This is a genomic window from Streptomyces sp. NPDC048196 (assembly GCF_040652715.1).
GTDB lineage: Bacteria > Actinomycetota > Actinomycetes > Streptomycetales > Streptomycetaceae > Streptomyces > Streptomyces siderophoricus.
Window position 1 is genome coordinate 1 of the sequence record NZ_JBEZMM010000067.1, and the last position, 21,391, is coordinate 21,391.

General features: G+C 71.3%; 19 protein-coding genes and 2 tRNA genes. 12 read left to right on the forward strand and 9 right to left on the reverse strand.

What is annotated here, in order from left to right; translation table 11 throughout:
• Nucleotides 1-154: 154 nt before the first annotated feature.
• From AB0E02_RS35410 to AB0E02_RS35420, 3 genes are all read right to left on the reverse strand, one after another.
• Complete coding sequence (locus AB0E02_RS35410) at nt 155-1,285, reverse strand: LLM class flavin-dependent oxidoreductase (RefSeq protein ID WP_362147593.1); 1,131 nt, start codon at nt 1,283-1,285, stop codon at nt 155-157.
• Between the two features lie 62 nt (nt 1,286-1,347).
• Nucleotides 1,348-2,070 carry a decarboxylase gene (locus AB0E02_RS35415; protein WP_362147596.1) on the reverse strand — a complete coding sequence of 241 codons (723 nt, stop codon included), beginning with the start codon at nt 2,068-2,070 and terminating at the stop codon, nt 1,348-1,350.
• 146 nt (nt 2,071-2,216) lie between these two features.
• Complete coding sequence (locus tag AB0E02_RS35420) at nt 2,217-3,143, reverse strand: decarboxylase (RefSeq protein ID WP_362147599.1); 927 nt, start codon at nt 3,141-3,143, stop codon at nt 2,217-2,219.
• A gap of 207 nt (nt 3,144-3,350) precedes the next feature.
• Between AB0E02_RS35420 and AB0E02_RS35425 the strand changes: the two genes are divergently transcribed.
• Together AB0E02_RS35425 and AB0E02_RS35430 are read left to right on the forward strand one after the other, a co-directional pair.
• Nucleotides 3,351-4,316: a D-2-hydroxyacid dehydrogenase gene (locus tag AB0E02_RS35425; protein ID WP_362147602.1), complete on the forward strand. Its 966-nt coding sequence runs from the start codon at nt 3,351-3,353 to the stop codon at nt 4,314-4,316.
• Nucleotides 4,317-4,392: 76 nt separating this feature from the next.
• Nucleotides 4,393-5,808 (forward strand): amidase, encoded by a 1,416-nt coding sequence (locus tag AB0E02_RS35430; RefSeq protein ID WP_362147605.1) that lies wholly within the window; start codon nt 4,393-4,395, stop codon nt 5,806-5,808.
• Between the two features lie 23 nt (nt 5,809-5,831).
• On the opposite strand, the gene AB0E02_RS35435 is transcribed toward AB0E02_RS35430, so the two are convergent.
• Nucleotides 5,832-6,332 carry a DUF3830 family protein gene (locus AB0E02_RS35435; protein WP_030806414.1) on the reverse strand — a complete coding sequence of 167 codons (501 nt, stop codon included), beginning with the start codon at nt 6,330-6,332 and terminating at the stop codon, nt 5,832-5,834.
• Nucleotides 6,333-6,505: 173 nt separating this feature from the next.
• Here AB0E02_RS35435 and ehuB point away from each other — a divergent pair, with 173 nt between their 5' ends.
• From ehuB to AB0E02_RS35480, 9 genes are all read left to right on the forward strand, one after another.
• Complete coding sequence (ehuB, locus tag AB0E02_RS35440; protein ID WP_362147609.1) at nt 6,506-7,411, forward strand: ectoine/hydroxyectoine ABC transporter substrate-binding protein EhuB; 906 nt, start codon at nt 6,506-6,508, stop codon at nt 7,409-7,411.
• On the forward strand, nt 7,408-8,139 hold the full coding sequence (gene ehuC / locus AB0E02_RS35445) for an ectoine/hydroxyectoine ABC transporter permease subunit EhuC (RefSeq protein WP_362147612.1): 732 nt from the start codon (nt 7,408-7,410) through the stop codon (nt 8,137-8,139). The genes ehuB and ehuC overlap by 4 nt, the downstream gene beginning before the upstream one ends.
• 32 nt (nt 8,140-8,171) lie before the next feature.
• Nucleotides 8,172-8,789: an ectoine/hydroxyectoine ABC transporter permease subunit EhuD gene (gene ehuD / locus AB0E02_RS35450; protein ID WP_362147663.1), complete on the forward strand. Its 618-nt coding sequence runs from the start codon at nt 8,172-8,174 to the stop codon at nt 8,787-8,789.
• Entirely contained in the window at nt 8,779-9,621 is an 843-nt protein-coding gene (gene ehuA, locus AB0E02_RS35455; RefSeq protein ID WP_362147615.1) for an ectoine/hydroxyectoine ABC transporter ATP-binding protein EhuA, read from the forward strand. Before ehuD ends, ehuA begins: the two co-directional genes overlap by 11 nt.
• 465 nt (nt 9,622-10,086) lie before the next feature.
• Complete coding sequence (locus AB0E02_RS35460; RefSeq protein WP_362147618.1) at nt 10,087-10,602, forward strand: winged helix-turn-helix domain-containing protein; 516 nt, start codon at nt 10,087-10,089, stop codon at nt 10,600-10,602.
• Between the two features lie 152 nt (nt 10,603-10,754).
• Nucleotides 10,755-11,171: a hypothetical protein gene (locus tag AB0E02_RS35465; protein WP_362147621.1), complete on the forward strand. Its 417-nt coding sequence runs from the start codon at nt 10,755-10,757 to the stop codon at nt 11,169-11,171.
• 91 nt (nt 11,172-11,262) lie between these two features.
• The gene (locus AB0E02_RS35470; protein ID WP_362147623.1) at nt 11,263-11,727 is read left to right on the forward strand and encodes a hypothetical protein; all 465 of its coding nucleotides are present in this window, start codon (nt 11,263-11,265) and stop codon (nt 11,725-11,727) included.
• A gap of 450 nt (nt 11,728-12,177) precedes the next feature.
• Nucleotides 12,178-12,936, forward strand: coding sequence for an IclR family transcriptional regulator C-terminal domain-containing protein (locus tag AB0E02_RS35475; RefSeq protein WP_030806401.1), 759 nt, complete (start codon nt 12,178-12,180; stop codon nt 12,934-12,936).
• Nucleotides 12,937-13,061: 125 nt separating this feature from the next.
• A tRNA-Lys gene (locus AB0E02_RS35480) sits at nt 13,062-13,135 on the forward strand.
• 352 nt (nt 13,136-13,487) lie between these two features.
• Here the strand turns inward: AB0E02_RS35480 and AB0E02_RS35485 are convergent.
• From AB0E02_RS35485 to AB0E02_RS35500, 4 genes are all read right to left on the reverse strand, one after another.
• Complete coding sequence (locus tag AB0E02_RS35485) at nt 13,488-15,485, reverse strand: AMP-binding protein (protein ID WP_362147627.1); 1,998 nt, start codon at nt 15,483-15,485, stop codon at nt 13,488-13,490.
• 305 nt (nt 15,486-15,790) lie between these two features.
• Nucleotides 15,791-16,384, reverse strand: coding sequence for a lytic polysaccharide monooxygenase auxiliary activity family 9 protein (locus AB0E02_RS35490; RefSeq protein WP_362147630.1), 594 nt, complete (start codon nt 16,382-16,384; stop codon nt 15,791-15,793).
• 1,000 nt (nt 16,385-17,384) lie between these two features.
• A complete protein-coding gene (locus AB0E02_RS35495) occupies nt 17,385-18,707 on the reverse strand; it encodes a hypothetical protein (protein WP_362147633.1) in 1,323 nt (440 codons plus the stop codon).
• Between the two features lie 602 nt (nt 18,708-19,309).
• Nucleotides 19,310-19,726: an SsgA family sporulation/cell division regulator gene (locus AB0E02_RS35500; protein ID WP_362147636.1), complete on the reverse strand. Its 417-nt coding sequence runs from the start codon at nt 19,724-19,726 to the stop codon at nt 19,310-19,312.
• A gap of 560 nt (nt 19,727-20,286) precedes the next feature.
• Here AB0E02_RS35500 and AB0E02_RS35505 point away from each other — a divergent pair.
• Nucleotides 20,287-20,360, forward strand: a tRNA-Lys gene (locus AB0E02_RS35505).
• An 808-nt stretch (nt 20,361-21,168) separates the two neighbouring features.
• Here the strand turns inward: AB0E02_RS35505 and AB0E02_RS35510 are convergent.
• Nucleotides 21,169-21,345: a hypothetical protein gene (locus tag AB0E02_RS35510; RefSeq protein ID WP_362147638.1), complete on the reverse strand. Its 177-nt coding sequence runs from the start codon at nt 21,343-21,345 to the stop codon at nt 21,169-21,171.
• Between the last annotated feature and the right edge of the window lie 46 nt (nt 21,346-21,391).

The following is a 21,391-nucleotide window of genomic DNA, read 5'->3' on the forward strand; positions in this document are numbered from 1 at the left end:
GGGTTTTCGGACTGCTTCGCTTTACGTCCGAAAACCCGCCCCCGGAGGACCGCACCCGGAACCACAACGAAACCGAGCGCCCCCCGGCCCTGAACCCCACCCCGCCGAAGGCGAAAAACAGAAGAGGTACGGCGGGGCCACCCGACAGCGTGGGCTACCCGGCAAAGCCGTAGACGTCGGCGATCAGCTCGTACGAGCGGACCCGCGCCGCGGGGCCGTGCGCGTTGGACGTGATCATCAACTCGTCCGCGCCGGTGCGCTTGGCGAGGTCGTCCAGGCCCTGGCGGACCGCGTCGGGGGTGCCGTGGACGACGTTGGACAGCCAGCTGTCGACGAAGCCGCGCTCCAGCTCGTTGAAGGGGTACGCCTCGGCCTCCTCGGGGCTGGGGACGAGGCCGGCGCGGCCGGTGCGCAGCCGGACCATCGCCAGCGCGCCGGTCATGACCTGGCGGCGGGCCTCCCGCTCGTCCTCGGCGGCCAGCGCGGAGACGCCGATCAGCGCGTACGGCTCGGCGAGGACCTCGGAGGGCCGGAACGAGGCGCGGTAGAGGTCGAGCGCGGGAAGGGTGTTGGCCGCGGAGAAGTGGTGCGCGAAGGCGAACGGCAGGCCGAGCGAGCCGGCGAGCCGGGCGCTGAAGCCGGACGAGCCCAGCAGCCAGAGCGGCGGGCGGTGCGGGGACTGGACGCCGCCGGGCGAGGTGGCCTGCACCGGCCCGGGCACCGCGTGGATCCTCGCGTACGGGTGGCCGTCGGGGAAGGTGTCGTCCAGGAAGCGGGTCAACTCGGCCAGCTGCTGCGGGAAATCATCGGCCCCCTCGTTCAGCCGCTCGGTGCGCCGCAGGGCCGCGGCGGTGGCGCCGTCCGTGCCCGGTGCGCGGCCCAGGCCCAGGTCGATCCGGCCGGGGGCCATCGCCTCCAGGGTGCCGAACTGCTCGGCGATGACCAGCGGGGCGTGGTTGGGCAGCATGACGCCGCCGGAGCCGAGCCGGATGCGTTGGGTGTGGGCGGCGACGTGGGCGAGCAGCACCGCGGGTGAGGAGGAGGCCACACCGGGCATGGAGTGGTGCTCGGCGACCCAGTAGCGGTGGAAGCCGCGGCGTTCGGCCGTACGGGCGAGGTCGACGGCGGTGCGGACGGCGCCGGCGGCGGTGTGCCCGGCGCCGACCGTCACCAGGTCGAGCACGGACAGCGGCACGGGGGCACTGCCGCGGGCCGTGCCGCGTATTCCGTCGCCGTCGTCGTGCTGCGTCGGGCCGCCGGTCCGGTTGTCGTCTTCGCCGCTCACGGTGCGGGTCCTCTCCTCGTGTCGCCGGGTCTGCCGCAGCGACAACCGGAGAGCAACTCCAGTTATTCCGTCGGTCGGGCGAAGAGTGTCCCCAGGGCCGGGCAGTACCGCGGCCGGTCCAGCAGGCGCAGGCCCTCCCAGGCCGTCACCTGATTGGCGGTGAGCACCGGTTTGCGCAGCTCCGCTTCGAGGGCGGGCAGATGGGCGGCGGTGTGCAGGGCGGTGTCGGGGAGCAGTACGGCCTCGGCGTCGGGGTGGTCGCCGGCGCGGGCGAGCGCGAGGACCTCCTCGCGGCCCCAGGTGCCGACCTCGGCGGCGGTGATGATGCCGCTGCCGCGGGTCGAGACCACCTCCGCACCGGCGGACTTCAAGAACGCCCGGAAGTACTCGGCGACGTCGTCCGGGTATGTCGCGGCGATCGCCACCCGGCGGGCGCCGAGCGCCTGGACGGCGTGCGCGAAGGCGAAGGACGTACTGGAGGCGGGCAGGCCGGCGGTGGCGGACAGTTCGCGGACCTGGTCGTGGGCACCCTCCCAGCCGTAGATGAAGCTGGCGCTGGTGCAGGCCCAGACGACGGCCTGGGCGCCGCGTTCCTTCAGGTCGTCGACGCCGGCCGCCAGCCGGGTCGCGGTGCCCATCTCCAGCAGCGCGTCGGCCCGGTGGGCGTCCTCGCCTATGTCGGTGTGCACGAGCGGCAGGCGGATCCCGCCGCCCAGGAGCGCTTCGAGCCGTGGGTAGTCGTCCTCCGCGGAGTGGCCGGGGTAGAGGAAGCCGACCGATGCCATGCGGGTCTCCCTTGGGTGTGCGGCGGCGGGTGCCGGGTGGTGCGCGGGGTCGGGGCGGGTGGTGCGCCGGGGAAGGAGCGCGGCCGGCGCCACGGGGGTCGCCGGCGGCATCCACGGTACGGTTCCGGGCCGGGTTCGGACCGACCTCAAACCGGGGGCAGCAGGCCCGGATCGTCGGGTGGCAGATGGGGTGGCTCGACGCCGTCCCCTTCGCCGTCCGGAGGTGCGGGCGGCCCGGCGAACGCGGCCTCCGGGGTCACCCGCGGCCCGCCGTCCGCCGACAGCGGCCCGCCGTCCCGTGGCGGCTCCCAGCCGGTCATCGCGGCCGGTCCGCGCCGCGCCACCGGATCGAGCAGCGCCTGGTACGGGCCCACCGCCCGCACCCCGATGGCGCGCAGCGCCGCCCACATCGTCACCTGGTTGGCGGACAGCACCGGCATCCGCAACTCCGCCTCCAGCTGCGGGATGACGTCGTACGTCGGCAGGTTCGTGCAGCTGATGAAGAGGGCGTCGGCGGAACCGACGACGGCCGCCCGGGCCATGTCGACGACGTCGCGGTAGGGCACCTTCCAGATGTGCCGGGTCAGGCCGAGGTAGGCGCGGCCGGTGACCGTGATGCCGCCCTCGCCGAGGTAGTCCTCCAGGGAGTCGGTGACCGATTTCGTGTACGGGGTGACCACGGCGATCCGCCGTGCGCCGATCTCCCGCAGCGCCTCCAGCAGTGCGCCGGAGGTGGTGAGCGAGGGCACGTCCCCCGCCTGTGCCATGGCGGCGCACATCGCCCGCTCGCCCGCCAGTCCGCCGACGAAGCTGCCGGAGGTGCAGGCGTAGCAGATGACCTGCGGGGAGACCGCGCACAGCGCCTGGACGGCAGCGTCCAGCGTTTCGTGCTCGCTGACCAGGCGGGCCAGGTCGAGGCTCACCTCGACGGGCACGAAGGGGGTTCGGGTGAGGTGGAGGGACACGTCGTCGGGCACCCAGCGCCACAGCTCGCGGTCGAGCGCGAAGTCAAAAGGGGCGACAACGCCCACACCGAGCTGAGGCTGGGGGCCACCCAGAAAAGAGACGTCCATTGAAGGCCCCTAGAAGCAACGAAGGGCTGGAATGACCAGGCCGGTGGCCGTGGTGGAAGTGCAGCCGGAGCAAGCCGGGACGTCGGGACAGAGCCGTTGTTGACACGGTAGATACGACTTCTTAGCGTGGTCAATCCTCGCATCTCAGGCATCTGTCGGCGCCCTGTTCCAGTGAAGTGGGCACACCTTTCGAAACGGTTTCTGGCTATGTCCGAAAGCACCGTCCTCGTCCTCGGATCCGACCCGCCGCCCGCCCTCGGCCGGCTGACCGGCCGAGCACGGGTGATCTTCACCGACGAGGCCGGGCTCGCCGGCCGACTCCCCACCGCCGACGTGCTGTTGGCCTGGGACTTCACCTCCGAGGCGATCCGCGAGGCATGGCCGGAGCGGGGCCCGAAACCCCGCTGGGTGCACACCGCGAGCGCCGGCGTGGACCAGCTGCTGTGCCCGGCGCTGGTCGCCGACGACACGGTGGTGACCAACGCCCGGGGTGTCTTCGAGCAGCCGATCGCCGAGTACGTCGCCGGCCTGGTGATCGCCATGGCCAAGGACTTCTACGGAAGTTGGGAGCTCCAGCGGCAGCGGCGCTGGCAGCACCGCGAGACGCTGCGGCTGGCCGGCACCCGGGCCGTGGTGGTCGGCTCCGGGCCGATCGGCCGGGCCATCGGCAGCACCCTGCTGGCACTGGGTGTCAAGGTCGATCTGGTCGGCCGCCGGGAGCGTCCGGACGATCCGCACTTCGGGCTGGTGCACGCCGCCGACGCGCTCAACGGGCTGCTGCCGCACGCGGATTGGGTGATCTGCGCGGCGCCGCTGACCGACGCCACCCGGGGCCTGTTCGGCAAGGAGGCGTTCGGCCTGATGCCGCCGCGGGCCCGGTTCGTCAACGTCGGGCGCGGGCCCCTGGTCGTCGAGCCGGACCTGATCACGGCGCTGCGCGAGTGGCGGATCGCGGCGGCCGCGCTGGACGTCTTCGAGAACGAGCCGCTGCCCGCGGACAGCCCGCTGTGGGACGTGCCGCACCTGATCGTCTCGCCCCACATGAGCGGCGACACGCTGGGCTGGCGGGACGCGCTGGCCGAGCAGTTCCAGGACAACTTCGACCGCTGGGCGGCCGGCGAGCCGCTCGCCAACGTGGTCGACAAACGGCTCGGGTACGTGCCGGTGCAGTGACGGCGCGGGCCGCCCGCCGCGACGGCCCCGCCCCCGCCCGCCGTCCCGCCCGGGGCGGCCGACGCTCGGAGGACGGATGACCACCGAACCGACCCACCTCGCCGACCTCACCGCCACCCGTCTGACGGCCGGCTACGCCGCCGGCGACTTCACCCCCGTCGAGGCCGCCCGGGCCACCCTGGAACGCGCCGAGGCCGCCCAGGCCGCCACCAACTGCTTCACCCGCATCGACGCGGAACCGGCGCTGGCGGCGGCCGCGGAGTCGGCGGAACGCTGGCGCCGCGGGACGCCGGCCGGACCGCTGGACGGAGTGCCGGTCACCGTCAAGGACCTGATCCTGACCCGGGGCACGCCGACGCTGCGCGGTTCGCGGACGGTGCGGGCCGACGGGCCTTGGCCGGAGGACGCGCCGTCGGTGGCCCGGCTGCGGGAGTCCGGTGCGGTGTTCCTCGGCAAGACCACCACCCCGGAGTTCGGCTGGAAGGGCGTCACCGACTCGCCGCGGCACGGGGTGACCGGCAATCCGTACGATCCGCGGCGCACCTCGGGCGGGTCCAGCGGCGGCAGCGCGGCGGCGGTGGCGCTGGGCGCCGGGCCGCTGAGCCTGGGCACCGACGGCGGCGGATCGGTACGCATCCCCGCGTCGTTCTGCGGGATCTTCGCGCTGAAGGCGACCTACGGGCGGGTGCCGCTGTATCCGGCGAGCCCGTTCGGGACGCTGGCGCACGTCGGGCCGATGACCCGCGACGCGGCCGACGCGGCGCTGATGCTGGACGTGATCAGCGGCGCCGACTGGCGGGACTGGTCCCAGCTCGGGCCCGCCACGGGCTCGTTCCGGGCGGCGCTTCACGGCCCGGTCGCCGGACTGCGGGTGGCCTACAGCCCGTCACTGGGCTGGGACGTGCCGGTGGCCGCCGAGGTGGCGGCCGCGGTCCGGTCGGCCGTCGAGGTGCTCGCCGGGCTCGGCGCGCACGTCGAGGAGGCCGACCCGGGCATCGCGGACCCGGTGGCGGCCTTCCACGTCCTGTGGTTCAGCGGGGCCGCCCGGGTCGTCGAGCACCTCGACGAGGCGGACCGGGCGCTGCTCGACCCGGGGCTCCGAGAGATCGTCGCGCAGGGCGCCGACTACCACGCGCTGGACTATCTGGCGGCGGTCGACACCCGGATGGCGCTGGGGCAGGCGATGGGCCGCTTCCACGACACCTACGACCTGCTGGTGACCCCGACCGAGCCGATCACCGCCTTCGAGGCGGGCGTCGAGGTGCCCGCCGGGTCCGGCCACACCCGCTGGACCGGCTGGACGCCGTTCACCTACCCGTTCAACATGACGCAGCAGCCCGCGGCGACCGTGCCGTGCGGGGTGGACGGGGACGGGCTGCCGATCGGCGTGCAGCTGGTCGGCGCACGGCATGCGGACGCGCTCGTGCTGCGCGCCGCGCACGCCCTGTACGAGGCGGGGGCCGCGGAGATCCCCGCACCCCCGGCCCCGTAGGAGCGCCGGCCGGAGACGGGCCCTCAGGCGCGCCGGAAGGAGAGGGTCTCCCCCAGGGCGCCGGCCCGCCACAGGTCCTGGCAGGCGTCCGCCATCCGGTCCAGGCCGTCGACGACGCTGCCCCACACGATGCCCGGCACCCAGCCCGCATCACCGTTGATCAGCAGGTTGTTGCGCTCGTAGAACAGCGCCAGGTCGACGACGGTGGCGCGGCCGCGGTGCTTGGCCCCGCGCTCGTACCCGTAGGAGGCGGTGGCCAACTGGGTGTCGCTGAAGGTGAAGTAGCACAGGTCGCCGGGGATCGGGGTGATCGTCGGGTTCTCCAGCGGCGGCTCCTCCGGCGCGAACGGCTCGACGAGGGCGTAGATCTCGTTGCGGGCGTACTTGGCGTGGTAGACGTCGCCGCCGAGCGGGAGGGCGTCCCACACGGCGTCGCAGGTGATCGGAGCGCGGTCGTCGAGCATCTTGGCCGTGCAGCTGACGCCGCGCTTGTCCAACGAGACTTCGATGAAGCGATCGGTCATGCTCAGATCGTAGGGGGGCAATACCGGCGTACGGAACACTTGGGACCAGCAGTGAACATGAACGGAACACGCCCCGGACGGGCTTGCATCAAGGGCCGGAAACGATCGGCATATCTGCCCGGTGTTCGGGTAGCCGCGCGCCCATGGCTCCACCACCATGGAACACCTCAAAAATGACCGGCACATTGCCACCCGGCATCGGCCGCCGAACGCTGCTCGCGGGGGTGGCGGCGCTCGGCGCGGGTGCCCTCGGAGCGACCGCGGGCTGCTCCCGGGTCGACATCAGCGGCGCCACCGACGGCGGACACCTCCTCGACGACCTGCGCAGCAAGGGCACCGTCCGGATGGGTATCGCCAGTGAGCCGCCCTACGCCTCCATCAACAGCAAGGGCCAGCTGACCGGCGAGGCCCCCGCCGTCGCCAAGACCATCTTCCAGCGCCTCGGCGTCCGGCATTTCGAGCCGGTGCCCGTCGAATTCGGCGCCCTGGTGCCCGGACTGCACTCCTTCCAGTACGACGTGATCGTCGCGGGCATGTTCATCAACAAGGCCCGCTGCGCGGCCGTGCTGTTCTCCGACCCGGATTACGAGTCGAAGGACGCCTTCCTCGTCGCCAAGGGCAATCCACACAAGATCAAGGACTATCCGGACGTCGCCAAGCGCGGCCTGCGCATGGGCACCGGAATCGGCTACGCGGAAATCGACTACGCGGTCGGCAACGGCGTACGGAAAGACGACATCCAGACCTACGGCGACCAGATCGCCGGCATGGAAGCGCTGGAGGCCGGCCGCATCGACTGCTTCGCCGGCACCGCCCTGACCATGATCGAGGCGCTCAAGACCGGCCAGCACCCCAAGGTCGAGATGACCCCGCCCTTCACCCCGAAGGTCGACGGCAAACTCCAGCGCGACGGCGGCGGCTACGGCTTCCGCATCGGCGAGACGAAACTCCGCGACGCCTTCAACCGCGAACTGCACAAGATGAAGAAGAGCGGCGAACTCCTGCGCATCGCCAAACCCTACGGATTCACCGAGGAGTTCATGACCGACCTCACGGCGAAGGAGCTCTGCAAAAAGTGACCTCTGCGCTGTGGGAACTCTTCCTGAAAGGGCTGTGGATCACCATCCAGCTGATGGTCTACAGCGCCGCCCTCGCCGCCGCCGTCGCCTTCGGCATCGGCCTCGCCCGCACCTCCCGCTTCCGGACCGTGCGCTTCCTGTCCGGCGTCTACGTCGAATTCTTCCGCGGCACCTCGGCACTGGTGCTGATGTTCTGGCTGTTCTTCGCGCTGCCCCTGCTCGGCTGGCAGCTCGTCGGCATCTGGGCCGGCACCCTGGCGCTCGGCCTGTCGTACGGCGCGTACGGCTCCGAGATCGTCCGCGGCGCCGTCCAGGCGGTGGCGCCCGCCCAGCGGGAGGCGGCCATCGCGCTGAGCTTCTCGCCCTGGCAGCGGCTGCGGAAGGTGATATTGCCGCAGGCCGTGCCCGAGATGATGCCGCCGTTCAACAACCTGCTGATCGAGCTGCTCAAGGGCACCGCGCTGGCCTCGCTGCTGTCCATCGGTGAGCTGACGTTCCAGGCCAAGCTGGCCCGGCTGTCGACCGGCCAGAGCGCCCAGGTCTACGGCATCATCCTCGTCCTGTACTTCGTGGTCGCGTTCGTGGTGACCCGGATCATGCGGCTGCTGGAACGCCGCGCCAAGGCCTCGGTCGGCCGGGCGGTGCCCCGCGGCGAGGGTTGGTTCTCCCGCAAACTGCCCGTCGAAGCGCAGGGCCCCGAGGCGCTGGCCACCGGAGGGAAGCCGTGAACAACTGGTCATGGAGCTACGTCGGCGAGATCATGCCCGACCTCCTCAAAGGCCTGTGGATCACCGTCCAGGCAACGATCTACGGCTCGCTCGTCTCGTTCGTCCTCGGGCTGGTGTGGGCGCTGCTGCTGCGCTCCCCGAGCCGCTGGGTGACCTGGCCGGTCAGCATCGTCGTGGAGTTCATCCGCAACACCCCGCTGCTGGTGCAGCTGTTCTTCCTGTTCTTCGTGCTGCCGAGCTGGGGCCTGACCTTCGCGCCGCTCACCACCGGCGTGATCGGCCTGGGCCTGCACTACTCGACGTACACCTCCGAGGTCTACCGCGCCGGCATCGACGGCGTCCCGCCCGGCCAGTGGGAGGCGGCCACGGCCCTGAACCTGCCGCGCCGGCGCACCTGGATCGCGGTGATCCTGCCGCAGGCGTTCCGCCGGGTCGTCCCCGCACTCGGCAACTACGTCATCGCGATGTTCAAGGACACGCCGATGCTGGCCGGCATCACCGTCGCCGACATGCTCTTCCAGGCGAACAGCATCAGTGCCACCACCTTCGACTACCTGGAGCCGATCACCGTCGTCGGCATCCTCTTCGTGGTCATCTCCTACCCCACCTCCCTCCTCCTGCGAGCCCTGGAGCGTCGTCTTGTCCGCTGACCACACACCGACGAACGACCAGGCCGGCCCCGCGGACGGGAGCCCTTCCCGCACGGAGACCGGGACGGAGACCGAACTGATCCGCTTCGACAGCGTCACCAAGCGGTTCGGCACCCACACCGTGCTCGACTCGCTGGACATGACCGTCTACTCCGGCAAGCACGTCACCCTCATCGGCCCCTCCGGATCCGGCAAGACCACGATCCTGCGGCTGCTGATGACGCTGCTGAAGCCGGACGAGGGCACCATCAAGGTCGGCCCGCACTTCCTGAGCCACGAGGAGAAGGCCGGCAAGCTCGTCCCGGCCGGCGAGAAGCACATCCGCGAGGTCCGCAAGAACATCGGGATGGTCTTCCAGCAGTTCAACCTCTTCCCCAACATGAAGGTGCTGCGGAACATCACCGAGGCACCGGTGCACGTCCTCGGCCTCGACAAGGACGCCGCCGAGGAGCGCGCCCGCGAACTGCTCGACCTCGTCGGCCTGACCGAGCACCTCGACAAGTACCCCACCCAGCTCTCCGGCGGCCAGCAGCAGCGGGTCGCGATCGCCCGCGCCCTGGCGATGCGCCCCCAGGTGCTGCTGCTGGACGAGGTCACCTCGGCCCTCGACCCGGAACTGGTGGCCGGCGTCCTGGACGTGCTGCGCGACATCGCGCACACCACCGACATCACCATGCTGTGCGTCACCCACGAGATGAACTTCGCCCGGGACATCTCCGACTGCGTGATGATGTTCGACTCCGGCCGGGTCATCGAATTCGGCCCGCCGGAGCAGATCTTCAGCGAGCCGGAACACGAACGCACCCGGGAATTCCTCAGCGCCGTGCTGTGACCGCGCCGCGCACCGCACCGGGCGGTGGTGTGAAAACCCGGTGACCGGCGCCGCGTTCAGGTGGTGTGCCCCGCTTCTCCGGGGCGCACCACCTTTCCCATTTCCGCCCACCGACACCCTTGCCCGCCGAATCCCGCAATATCACCCGGGCCGGCCCGGCGGGCTCGGCCCAACAGTTCCTCAAGTCCCCGGCCTATGGCCGAAAACACGTCTAACGTCTACCGTTCCAGCACTGCCTGCGGACGCACCTGACGCCACCTCATGACCAGGGTGGACGAACGGAGTCGGTCCGTCCCAGGTGTCTGTCCGCAGGAATTGCGACGGGGTCCCTTTTGCATGGGAAGGACAGTGGAGACGTGGACGTCTCATTTCTCGCCACATCAGTCGGCGGCCGGCGAAGAACATCCGGCACCACCCGCCCCGCCCGGCCCGATTTCCCTCCTGGTGCATTCCCGAGGAGCTGATGTGAGCACGCACACCCAGGAGCCGCCGGTCCGCCACCCGGACGCCTACGCGGTGGTCGTCGCCGACACCGTCGACGACGTCGAGCACCTCAACGAACTGCTGCACAGCAATCTGCCGGTCCTCCTCGTCCGGGACCTGGACCAGGCCAGACGCCTGATGGACGGCGAACCGCAGGCGGGCGGGCCCCGGCGGCCGGACCCGCTCCGGGCCGGCCACCTGGAGATCCGGCCGGACGAACAACGGGCGCTGTGGCACGGCGTTCCGCTGGAACTGACCGCCCAGGAGACCGGGCTGCTGGCCCGCCTCGCCCGCGAGGGCACCGGCGTGGTGTCGTTCCCGCAACTCGTCAGGGACGTCTGGGGAGCGTCCTGCGGGGTGGACACCACGGTGATCCACAGCGCGGTACGGCGTCTGCGCCGGAAGCTGGAACAGGCCGGCGTCGACGTCTGCATCGCCTCGGTCCGCGGCTACGGCCTGCGGCTCGCACCCCCGGCCCGAAAGCCGTCAGCGAACTGACATCGACCCGACATTGGCCGCCTCGCCGGTCTGTTCAAGACTGAAGGCGATTCACCGGCGGGGACGCCGCCGAGGGAATTCCGGGCCCCTACCGGAATTCCCTCGTGCGGCCCTCCCCGTCCCGGCCGACAAACCACCGAAGGGGGATACAGATGCGTGTTCACCAGGCAGCCCGCGCACTCCTCGTGAGTGCCGCCGCCGTGAGCATTCTCGGTACGACGGGAATGGCGTCGGGCACCGCCCTTGCCGCGGACCACGGGGCCGCGGTGCAGAAGAAGAGCTGCAAGGTCTCCGCCTACACCGACCGGGTCGACCGGAAGACCGACAAGTTCGGCAGCGGCGCCATCAAGTGCAACTACAAGCCCGCCTACACCAAGTTCACCGTCACCCTGTACAAGGGCAAGAAGAAAATGGCGACGGCGCATTGCGAGAGCCACGGCAGGTCCTGTTTCAAGTCGACCCGCGAGGTCAAGGACGACATGCCCGTGCAGAAGTGGCGCACCAAGGTCACCGCCTCGTGGGGAAAGGGCCTGCACAAGACCGTGTGGAGCAAGCCGCTCTACGGCTGAGCCCGCCCCGGCACACGACCCGGCCGCCGACCACCGGCCGCTGACCACCGACTGCCGACCACCACCTCACGACCAGCAAAGGCAGATACGTATGCGCAGGATCATTGCGGGCGCCGCGGGGGCCGCGCTCGCCGCCACCGCCCTGGTGGGCGCCCTTCCGGGCGCCGCCTCGGCCACCGGCAGCGACGTCCACGCCCAGAAGAAGGTCTACAGCCAGAAGGCCAAGCCGACGAGGAAGTCGACCAAGTTCGACCCCTACTGCAACACCGTCTCCAACGGCCGCAAGATGGCCGGCATGGCGTGCTTCCGGGCCAAGGGCGACCGGGTCTGGATCAAGGACACCCTCAAGGACGGCCTGCGGGTCGAGGTCCGCGGAACGGTCAACTCCGGTGGCCAGCCCGGCTACCGGTGTTACGGCAACTACAAGGGCGGCTGGCAGGTCTGCAACTTCGACCGCCAGATGGCCGAGAAGCACGTCTTCCTGTGGTACGTCAGCACCTGGAAGGGCAACAAGATCAAGTGGACCAGCGACGAGAAGATGCTCAGGACCTCCTGAGCACCTCGCCGGCCCCGCCGGTCCGACGGGCCGGCGGGGCCACCTGACGCCGCGGCGGGCACACCCCCGCCGCACCGCTGACGGCCCCGCCGGCCCGCTCCGCCCCGCCTTTGGCCTGCAACGAGCCTTCTACCGGCCACGAGTTGGCCGAATCCCATCGCTCTTCCCGCGCTCCCCGGCCCTCCCCTGCCGATCCCGGAGGCGGCCGAGCGACACCGTGACACTCCCGCCCCAGGGCCTCAGCTTCGTGACCTTGGCATATGCCAGAGTCTCAAGCCGCAGTACAGAAAACCGAAGCCCGGCTCTTTTCGGTCAAGACCCCCTCCATCGAGGGCCGTTGGCCGCTATCGTGATAGCAGCCCCGTTGTCCGGGATCGGTCGTCCACGACGTCGTCCGGCCTGCCGACGGCGGTGACGACGCAAGCGGTACCAACCTGCTAGGGGGACACCGTGGCGCTGAAGCCCGAGCCGACCGCGCCGTTCCATTCGGTGCAGTACGCCCTTCGCGTGCTCGAAACGATCTCCAGGCACGCCGACGGCGTGACCGATGTGCAGATCGCCCGGGAAACCGGCCTGTCCCCGGGCCAGCTGGCCCACCTCCTGTCGATGCTGCGGCGCGAGGGCTACGTCGAGCAGGTCGCCGACGGCGCGTACGTCGTCGGCGAATCGCTCCTGCTGCTGGGCTCCGGCGGCAACCGCGAGCAGGCGCTGCGCGACAAGCTGCAGCTCACCCTCGACCAGCTGCGGGACTCGGTCGGCGCGGCGGTCTACATCAGCCGGTACATCGACGGCGAGGTCAAGATCCTGCACTACGCCGACGGGCCGCTGGCACCGAAGGTCAACGAGTGGGCCGAGTTCCGCCGTACGGCACACGCCAGCGCGGTCGGCAAATGCCTGCTCGCGCAGCTCGACCACGACGGCCGCAAGGACCACCTCTCACGCCACAAGACCGCCCGGCTCACCTCCCGGACGATCACCAACGAGAAGGTGCTCTTCCACAAGCTCGACAGCCAGCCGCCCACGGTCCCCGTCCTGGACCTCCAGGAGTACGCCGTCGGCACGGTCTGCGCCGCCGTACCGATCACGGCCGGTTCGACGGTGGGCTGCCTCGCCCTGTCGATGCCGCTGGAACACGCCCACCGCCTCCGCCAGGCCGCCGACACCCTCAACCGCAAGGCCGCGCCGGTCCTGCTGTCGTTGGCGATCTGATCCGGGTGGGGTGGCTTGCCGCCGGAGGGGCGGCGGGGCCCCTGGGGGGCTCCCGGCGGGCCGGTGCTCTCGGCAGGTGGTCATGAGCACCCCGTTCGACCAGGTAGTATTTCTTTCGTCAGCGCGCGCCGCTAGCTCAGTTGGTTAGAGCAGCTGACTCTTAATCAGCGGGTCCGGGGTTCGAGTCCCTGGCGGCGCACGTAGGAAGTGGGCGCCCTCGGTTTCCGAGGGCGCCCACTTCGTTATGCCTGCGGGGGGGCGGGTGGCGGGCTACGGACGGCGCGTCCCGCGGGGGCGGGCAGCACGACGGCAGGCGCGCACCCGAGGGCGGCCGATGGCAACCGATGGCGAGGTGAGCCGAGTCACGCGTACGGGACGCGTACGGGACGCGTACGGGTGGTGGCCGACGGAGCCCGGCGCGCAGGGAGCCCCCGGCACCTGCCGCTCGCCGCGTCCGCCACTGCCCGGCCCGCCCGCCATCCGGTCCGCCCGGCCACCGTTCCATCCCGTCCGCTCACCGCGCCCTGCGGCCCGAGGGGCATCCCGTCCGGTCACCGTTCCAGCAATGCCAGCCGGTCGTGCTCGCGGTAGACGTCCAGCAGCGCGTCCCGGTCCTCCGCCGTAAACCTCCGGTATCCCAGGTGGCCCAGGTCTCCCCGCCCGGCCGCGCCCTCCCTTCTTGCGCTCCGCCCCATCGGCCTCCACCACACCGGGTCCGGGCAGCGGAAGCCGGCGCGGCGCAGCGCGACCCGGTGGACCTTGTTCGTGGCGGTGACCGGGAGCGCTGCCACCGTCCGTAGGAACCGGGGCGCCATCTTCGTCCCGAGGTCGGGTTGCGCGGCGAGGAAGGCCGCGAAGTCCTCACGGTCGAATCCGGTCCCTTCGCGCAGCGAGAGGGCCGCCATCACCTGGTCGCCGGCCACCGGGTCGGGCACGGCGTACACCGCGACCCCGGTGGCCGGCGCGTAGCGGGCGAGGATGTTCTCGATCATCGCGGCGGCCAGGTTCTCGCTGTCGACCCGCAACCGGTCGTCGGTCCGCCCGGCGAAGTGGAAGAACCCCTCGGTGTCCCGGAAGAAGAGGTCACCGGTCCAGTACCAGCCCGCCCCGACCCGCCCACCCGTCGACCGGCCGCGTATGCGGTCCGCGGTCGCCTCGGGATTGCGCCAGTACCCCTCGAAGGAGCTGCGGCCCCGGTTGACCAGCTCGCCGATCGCCTCCTCCCCGTTGAGCAGCCGGCCGGCCGCGTCGAGCCGGGCGCGTGGGAGTTCCGCGCCGGTCTCCGGGTCGACGACTGCGAGGTCGTCGCCGGGGGCGGGCCGGCCGATGGCGCCGGGCGGAGTGTCCGGGGTGCGCTGGATCGCCGCGCCGCCCTCGGAGGAGCCGTACCCCTCTATCAGGCGCACGCCGAACCGCTCCGCGAACCGGGCGACGTCGACCGCACCCGCCTCGGTGCCGAACCCGGTACGCAGCGGGTGATCACGGTCGTCGGGGGCGGGCGGGGTGGCGAGCAGATACTGCACGGCGCGCCCCACGTAGGTGAAGTACGTGGCGCGGTAGCGGCGTACGTCGGGGAGGAACGCGGAGGCCGAGAAGCGGCGGCGCAGCGCGACGCCCGCGCCGCCGGACAGCGCGGGGGCCCAGCCGGCGATCACGGCGTTGCCGTGGAACATCGGCATGCAGAGGTAGTGCACGTCGTCCGGCCGCACTCCGAGGAAACCGACGAGCGAACGGCCGGCGGCGGCCAGCCGTCCCTGGGTGCAGAGGGCGGCCTTGGGCGCGCCGGTGGAACCGGACGTGAAGTAGAGCAGCATCCGCGTCCCCGGCTCCACGCCCCTCCGCCCCGCCACCGCGAGGGTCTCCATGGGCGAGGCTCCTTCATACGGGCGCAGCAGCTCCTCATAGGCGGGGTCGTCGACGATCAGAACCCGCTCGGAGAACGGAATGCCGAGATCCAGTCCGGCGAGCAACGGCATGTAGGCACGTTCGGTGATCAGCAACGCGCAGTCGGTGTGCCGGATGTCGCGCATGAGCTCCGGGCCGCGTCGCGTGGGGTTGATCCCGGCCACGGCGGCTCCGGCGAGGGCCGCCGCGCTCAGCCACAGCGGATACTCGAGGACGTTGTCGAGCAGCACACCGATATGCGGTTCCGCCCCGCGCGGCAACAGCTCCCCCAGCAACGCGGCCCGCGCCGCGGCACCCCCCGCCAACTCGTGGTGCGTCAGCCTCCGCCCCCCGCACCGCACCCCGACCCGCTGATCCCCCCACTGCCCCTGCACCAACTCGGCAACGGTCCCCGCACCGCGACCGCCGCGACCGCCGCAACCGCCCTCCGCGCGCCCCTTCCTGCCGCTCGCGTCCTCGCCCTTGCCCTTGTCCTTGTCCTCGCCCACGATCATGCCTTTGACCGTGCCGTTGCTCTTGCTGTTGCTTTTGCCGTTGCTCTTGCTGTTGGCCGCGCTCGTACCCTTGACCGCACTCTTGCTCTTGCTCTTGCTCTTGCTCTCGTCCTTGGCCTTGTCTTTTGCCTTGCCTTTGGCCGCCGTCATGCCGCCGGACTGTAACTGACGTACCGTCAGCTTCCCACCCCCTCTACCGGCCGGCGCGACCCATACAGACGGCCTACGCCCCTCCCTCCCCTCGACCGGACTCAACCCGTGGTACCAACCCACACACCCCTCACAACCAACCCGTGGTGTGACGCCACCAACCCCTCGCCTCCGTAACGTAATTAACGCCTCCCCGGGGGAAGTCGGGGAGGCGTCAAGGGCAGGAACGCCCAAAGCAAAGGGGAGAGATGAGAGGGGACAGAGGAGGAGGTCAGAAATGCCAGCCGGTCAGGAGGAGAGGCAGCTCAGGACAGGTCGACGTCCGAGCAGGCGTAGAAGGCATTGCCGGTGTCGGCGATGTTCCAGACCCCCAGGATGATATGGCGGCCCGACTTCTGCGTGGGGATCGTGCCCTGATGCTGGACGGTCTCCCCGGGCCGTGTGCCGCCCATGGGGACCGTCATGAACGGCTCGGGTTCGAGGTCCGCGCGGGTGAGGGGCTTGGTGGGGTCGTAGCTGTCCTTGGTGATGAAGTACTCGAAGTCCGTGGTGGCGTGCCGCGCGGTGAGCCGCCAGGTGAAGGTGTAACCCTGCCCCGGAGTGAGCTTGGTGCCGGGCCACTTGCCACCACGAGGATCGTCGAGCTGCGCGAAGTTGTCGTGACCCGCTGAGCAGATCTTGCCGTCCGCAGGACCTGCGGCGGGGAAGCCCTTGGGCCCCTCGACACTCTGCGGCTCGTACTGAATCGCGCCGCAGTCCTTGACGGTGCCGTTGGCACAGAGCGCCTGCCGACTCGGGGGTGCATCGCTGTAGCCGTGGCTGGACGCGCTGCCCGTCGAGAACAACGAGACACCGACGACCCCGAGCCCGATGACGGCAGCACTGATCTTTTTACGCATGCTTCGCTCCTGAAGAACGTGGGGGGAGTTCCATGAGCTGAGTGAAGTGCCGTGCGGTCTAGACCAAGTCGCAGACTAATTAAGGGGGTTAGGCATGTCCAGACCAATGCCATGACTGAATCCGGGCGGTCATCGGATCGGAGCGCTGATCGGATGGCGACGGTCAACGGTCATTGGGGCGCGGGTCGCCGTCGGATGGAGACCTCTCACTGGGGCGGTATGGGTAACCGGGTCGGGGGCGGATGACCGGATCGGGGCGGGTGACGGGGGTGGGCGGTAACCGGATCGATGTGGGCAGCGGGTCTCTATGGGCTTCGGAGACGGCGCAGGCGGCGGATCGGCTCGGGCAGCGGACCGTCCGCGGGTGCCGGGTCGATGCAGGGGCTCGGAGACAGCGCAGGCGGCGGATCGGCTCAAGTAGCGAACCGGCGCGGTGCCGGCGACGCGGCTGTCCGATCGACGCGGCTGTCAATCGGCGTGGTGTCTGGCTCGACGCGGTCACCAGAGCGACGGCGCTACCAGACCAATGTCCAGATGAATATCCAGAGCGATGTGCAGGTCGTGGGATGGGGAGGGGCGGGGGGGGAGGGCGGGGGGCGGAGGGCGGGTGGCGGAGGGCCGGGGGACGGAAGGCGGGGGCGGGGGGCGGGGCGGGGACAAGCCGAGGGGGAGGCTCGGGGATGCGCCGGGACGCGCCGAGGGGAAAGTCGGGGACCGGGGGCAGAACGAGCCGAAAAGGAGGTACTGGGACCGAGGGGCCGGGGCGAGCCCAGGGGGAGGGCCGGGCACAGGAGCCAGGACGCGCCGAGAGGGAGATGCGGGGACCGAGGGTCGGGAAGAGCCCAGGAGGAGGCTCGGGGGCAGAGACCAGGACGAGCCCAGGGAGAGGTTCGGGGACAGGGGGGCATGACGAGCCGGAGGGGAGGTACGGGGAAACGGGCCGGCACCAGCCGAGGGGGAGGTTGGGGGACGGGGGCGGGCGGGTTGAGGGAGGGGCGGGTTAGGCGGCTGTGGGGAGGGGGGTGGTGGGGCGGGCGGCGGTGTGGACCAGGGCGGTGTAGGTGCGGCGTAGGGCGATGAGGGATTCCTGGGCCTCGCGGTAGACGGCGGCGTCGGGGCCGCCGCGGTGGGCGAGGGTGCGTACGGGCGCGCAGTGGCGGTCCATCGCACTGAGCCAGGCGCGGTGTTGGGCCGGGAGGTGGCGGCGCAGGAGTTGGCGGCGGCCCTCCCCCATGCGGCGGCCGCCGATGCCGAGTACCGCGTCGGCGGCCTGGAGTACGGGCGGCTCCAGGGCACCCTGTTCGACGAGCGCACCGAGCACCGCGCGTTGCTGCGGAGTGGCCGGCGCGGCCGCCAGGTTGGCGGCCTCCGCGTGGAGTTGGGCGCGCAGTGCGTGCTGGACCCGGACCAGGCGACGGAGGGCGGTCGGCGTGGAGGAGTCGTCGGGCGAACGGCCCGCGAGGGTCTCGGCGAGCCGCAGCAGCCAGATCCCGTGTGCCTCCAGGCGGGTGGCGGCGAGCATCAGCCGGTCCAGGCGGCTGAGCGGTTGCCCTTCGGGGGCCCAGCGCACGATGGGCACGAGCTGTTCGGTGCGGGCCAGTTGGTCGATGGGGATGTGGCGGCGGGGCTTGCGTTCGGGGGCCCAGTTGTGGAGGGCGAGGGTGGGCAGGGCGACGAACTGGTCGTGGTCGATGCGGTGTGCGATGGCCGCCCACAGTTCGAGGAACGCCTCGTCGGCGACCTCGCGTGCGGCCGGCGCCTGCGGGTCCAGTCCGCACCAGCCGCACGCCACCGCGATCACGGCGATGCGCATGGCCGCGGCTTCCGCATTGCGCGGCGAGAGTCGGGAGACCCGCTGCCGCAGGGCGGACAACACGTCGTCTCGATGGGCGCGTTTGACGAGTGCGACGGCGGTCTCGCGGTCGGGTGCGGTCGCGGCGGAACGTGCCATGGCGTCCAGTCGGCTCCACGTTCCGATCATGGAACGGACCGGTGGCCGCTCGGGCAGGAATCCGTGTACGCGGGGGTCGTGGCCCGCGCTCTGCTGGGCCTGGCCGCCGGTGCTTCCCGTGCCACCAGCGCCGCCGGTCGACGGGTCCGCTTCCGTACCGCGCCGTGCCGCCGGTACGGAGCGGGGGGAGGGCCGGGGGTCAGTGCCGGTGGCGTCGGCGGGGGTAGCGGGGGCCGCATGGTCGGCTGCGGTGGTGGCGTCGGCAGGGGTAGCCGGGGCGGCATCGTCGGCGACGGCGACGGCGGTGGCGGTGGCGGTGGCGGAGATGCCCGCGCCGCTGCATCCGGGTGGGTTGGGGGGTGCTGTTGGCACGTGGGTGGCTGGCGCCTCGGCCTGCCCGGGCGTCACCCCCGTCCCGGCAGCCGCACTCCCAGCCGTTCCTGCCCTGGCGGCACCCGATCCTGCCCTGGCGGGACCCGGTCCCTTCTTGGCGGCACCCGGTCCCGTCTTGGCGGCACCCGATCCTGCCTCGGCGGGACCCGATCCTGTCTTGGCGGGAACCGACATCGCCCCCGTCTCCGCAGCCCTCAGGGCCGCTACCGTCTCCGCTGTCCTCAGGGCCGCTCCCGTCTCCGCTGCCTTCGGGGCCACTCCCGTCTCGGCCGTACCCGGAGTCGCCACCGGCCGAGCAGCCGCCGTCCCGTCCGCACCGGAAGCTGCCGTCACGGCCGTCTCAGGTGTCACTTGCGCCCCCGGGATCGCCGCCGTCACCGTCGCAGCCTCAGCCGCTGCCCCCACACCGACAACAGCAGCTGCATCCGTCCGCACCGCTGCCCTCGTCCGCGCAACTGCATCTGTCCGGGCCGCTGCCGGCGTCCCCGGGTCATCGCTCCCCCGCGCCGTTGCCGCTCCCGCTCCCGTTACCGCCGCCGTGGTCCTGATCGTCGTCTCCCCCATCAGCCTTTCAGCCCTCCCTAGCTTTTCCCCGTGAGCAGCCGGGCCAGGTGCATGTCCATGTCGAGATAGCGGCTCTCGTCGCCGGGTGGGACGATCGCCGCGGTCTGCTCCAGCCAGGCGGTGAGCTCCGCGGCGCGCACCGTCAGCTCGCAGACGCTGTCGTCGGTGGTCAGCTCGATGTGCACCCGACGCTGCTCGCCCGGCCGGCGGAACGGCCACACCCTTACGTCGCCCTCACCGGCCTCGTCGTACAGCCCGACCAGCAGCAGGTCGCGGGCGAAGACCCAGGTGGCGACCGTGCGGCCGCGGCTGATGAAGGCCACCTCGACCTCGTACGGGCGGTCGCTGCGGTAGCTGAACCGGCCGGCCACCGGAACTGCTTCGTCCGGTCCGAGGAGGAGCCGCATCTCGAGGGTGCGTTTGGCTGTCGACACCACGACGATCAACCTTTCCGACAGAGGGGCGAGTCCCGGGTGCCCGGTCCGGGGCGCGCGTCCTGGCAGACGTTGCTGTGGAGGGTGGGGTTGCGGGATGCGAAGGAGGAGTGACGGACGCCATGGCCGCCTCCCTCTTCTTGTGCTCGATCCGTTCGCCTTGGCTCTCGGCTGCAGCCTCTCAATCGCCAGGACATATCGCATGTTGACGGGGCAACTGCTGCGCTACGGCCATGGGATCGGTGAACTCGATCTTCACCGAGCAAATCGGGTGGCTCGGGAGTCGAAGGTCCCAAGATGCGGGGACTTTCGGCCCGTGGGGTGGCGGGATGTGCGCGGTCGGAGCGGTGAGAGCGGCTGGGGGCGGCGGAGGGCGACCGGGGGGTGGGCGTCGGACGCTTCGGGTGGGTTGGTGGCGGGGAGTGCCGGCCGGGGGGAGGGGCTGCGGTGCGGCGAGCACAGGCTGGAGTGGCCGGGATCACATGCGTGGGGTGCGTGAGCTGGGCTGTCCGGGGTACGGAGCACCGCCCGAGGTCGTGTAGAGTTCTTCACGTCAGCAGGCGCCGCTAGCTCAGTTGGTTAGAGCAGCTGACTCTTAATCAGCGGGTCCGGGGTTCGAGTCCCTGGCGGCGCACTGTAAGACTGAGGCCCCTCGCCAATGGCGGGGGGCCTCAGTCATGTCCTCAGTCATGCCCTCCGCGGTACGCGGGTGTGGGCCGTAGATCATGCGCTGTGGGCTGTGGGGTGGGGGCCGTGGGTCATGCGCTGTGGGCGGTGGACCGGACTGGGCTGTGAGCTATCGGCCGGGACTGGACTGTGGGCTGTGGGTCGGGCTATCAGGCGCGCGGTCGGGGTGATCTTCACTCCCGACAACATCCAGAGGACGAGCGGGGCGAGGGCGCCCGCCGGGGCGCGCCAGACCCGCCGCCGTCGTCCACCGGGAGGAGCAGCGCTCCGACGGCGACCACCGAAAGGATCACGCAGAGCAGCACGCCGACCGGCGCCGTGCCCGGCCAGTGGCTGCTGCGAGCGGGCCGGCCAAGGCGATCCGGTGGGCCTCGGCTCCGGGAATGCGTCCGGGAAGCTGCCGGTCCTCATCGGCCACGAAGTCCTCAGCTTCGCCCTGGCTCCGGTCGCCGGGCACTTTCCCCTTTCCCCCTTCCCATGGCCGCCCGCCCCGACCTGCACACCGCGGCCGACCCCGTAGCTCTCCACCCCTAAGCCTCACCCCGCCGCGCCGTGCCGCCGGTCATGGGCACCGAGGGCTGGCTGCATGGGCACCGAGGGCTGGCTGCTCTGGAAGTCGGCCGGGAGGGTGACCCGACTCTCGTCCACCCGGTGGGCCCGGCGCGGCGGCCCGGTGATCGCCGTGCCGGTTCCCCCGACCATGGCCGCGGTGGCGATCGCAGATGGGGTGGTGATCTTCCGCAGGTCGCCGCGGGTCAGGTACTGCTGGCGGGCAGGGCGCGGCCGGCGAGCTGGGCCTCGATGTCGGAGCGGCGTACGGCGCCGACCGCGCCCCACTCGGGTCGCGCTGGCGCGTAGGCGACGAGCAAGGCCTCCCGGGCATCCCAGGAGACGGGATGCCCGGGCCCCGCACGGAAGGTGGCGGGGGACACCTCGGCCGCCCTCGGGTGCGGGGAGGCGGATGGCGTAGTCGTCTGA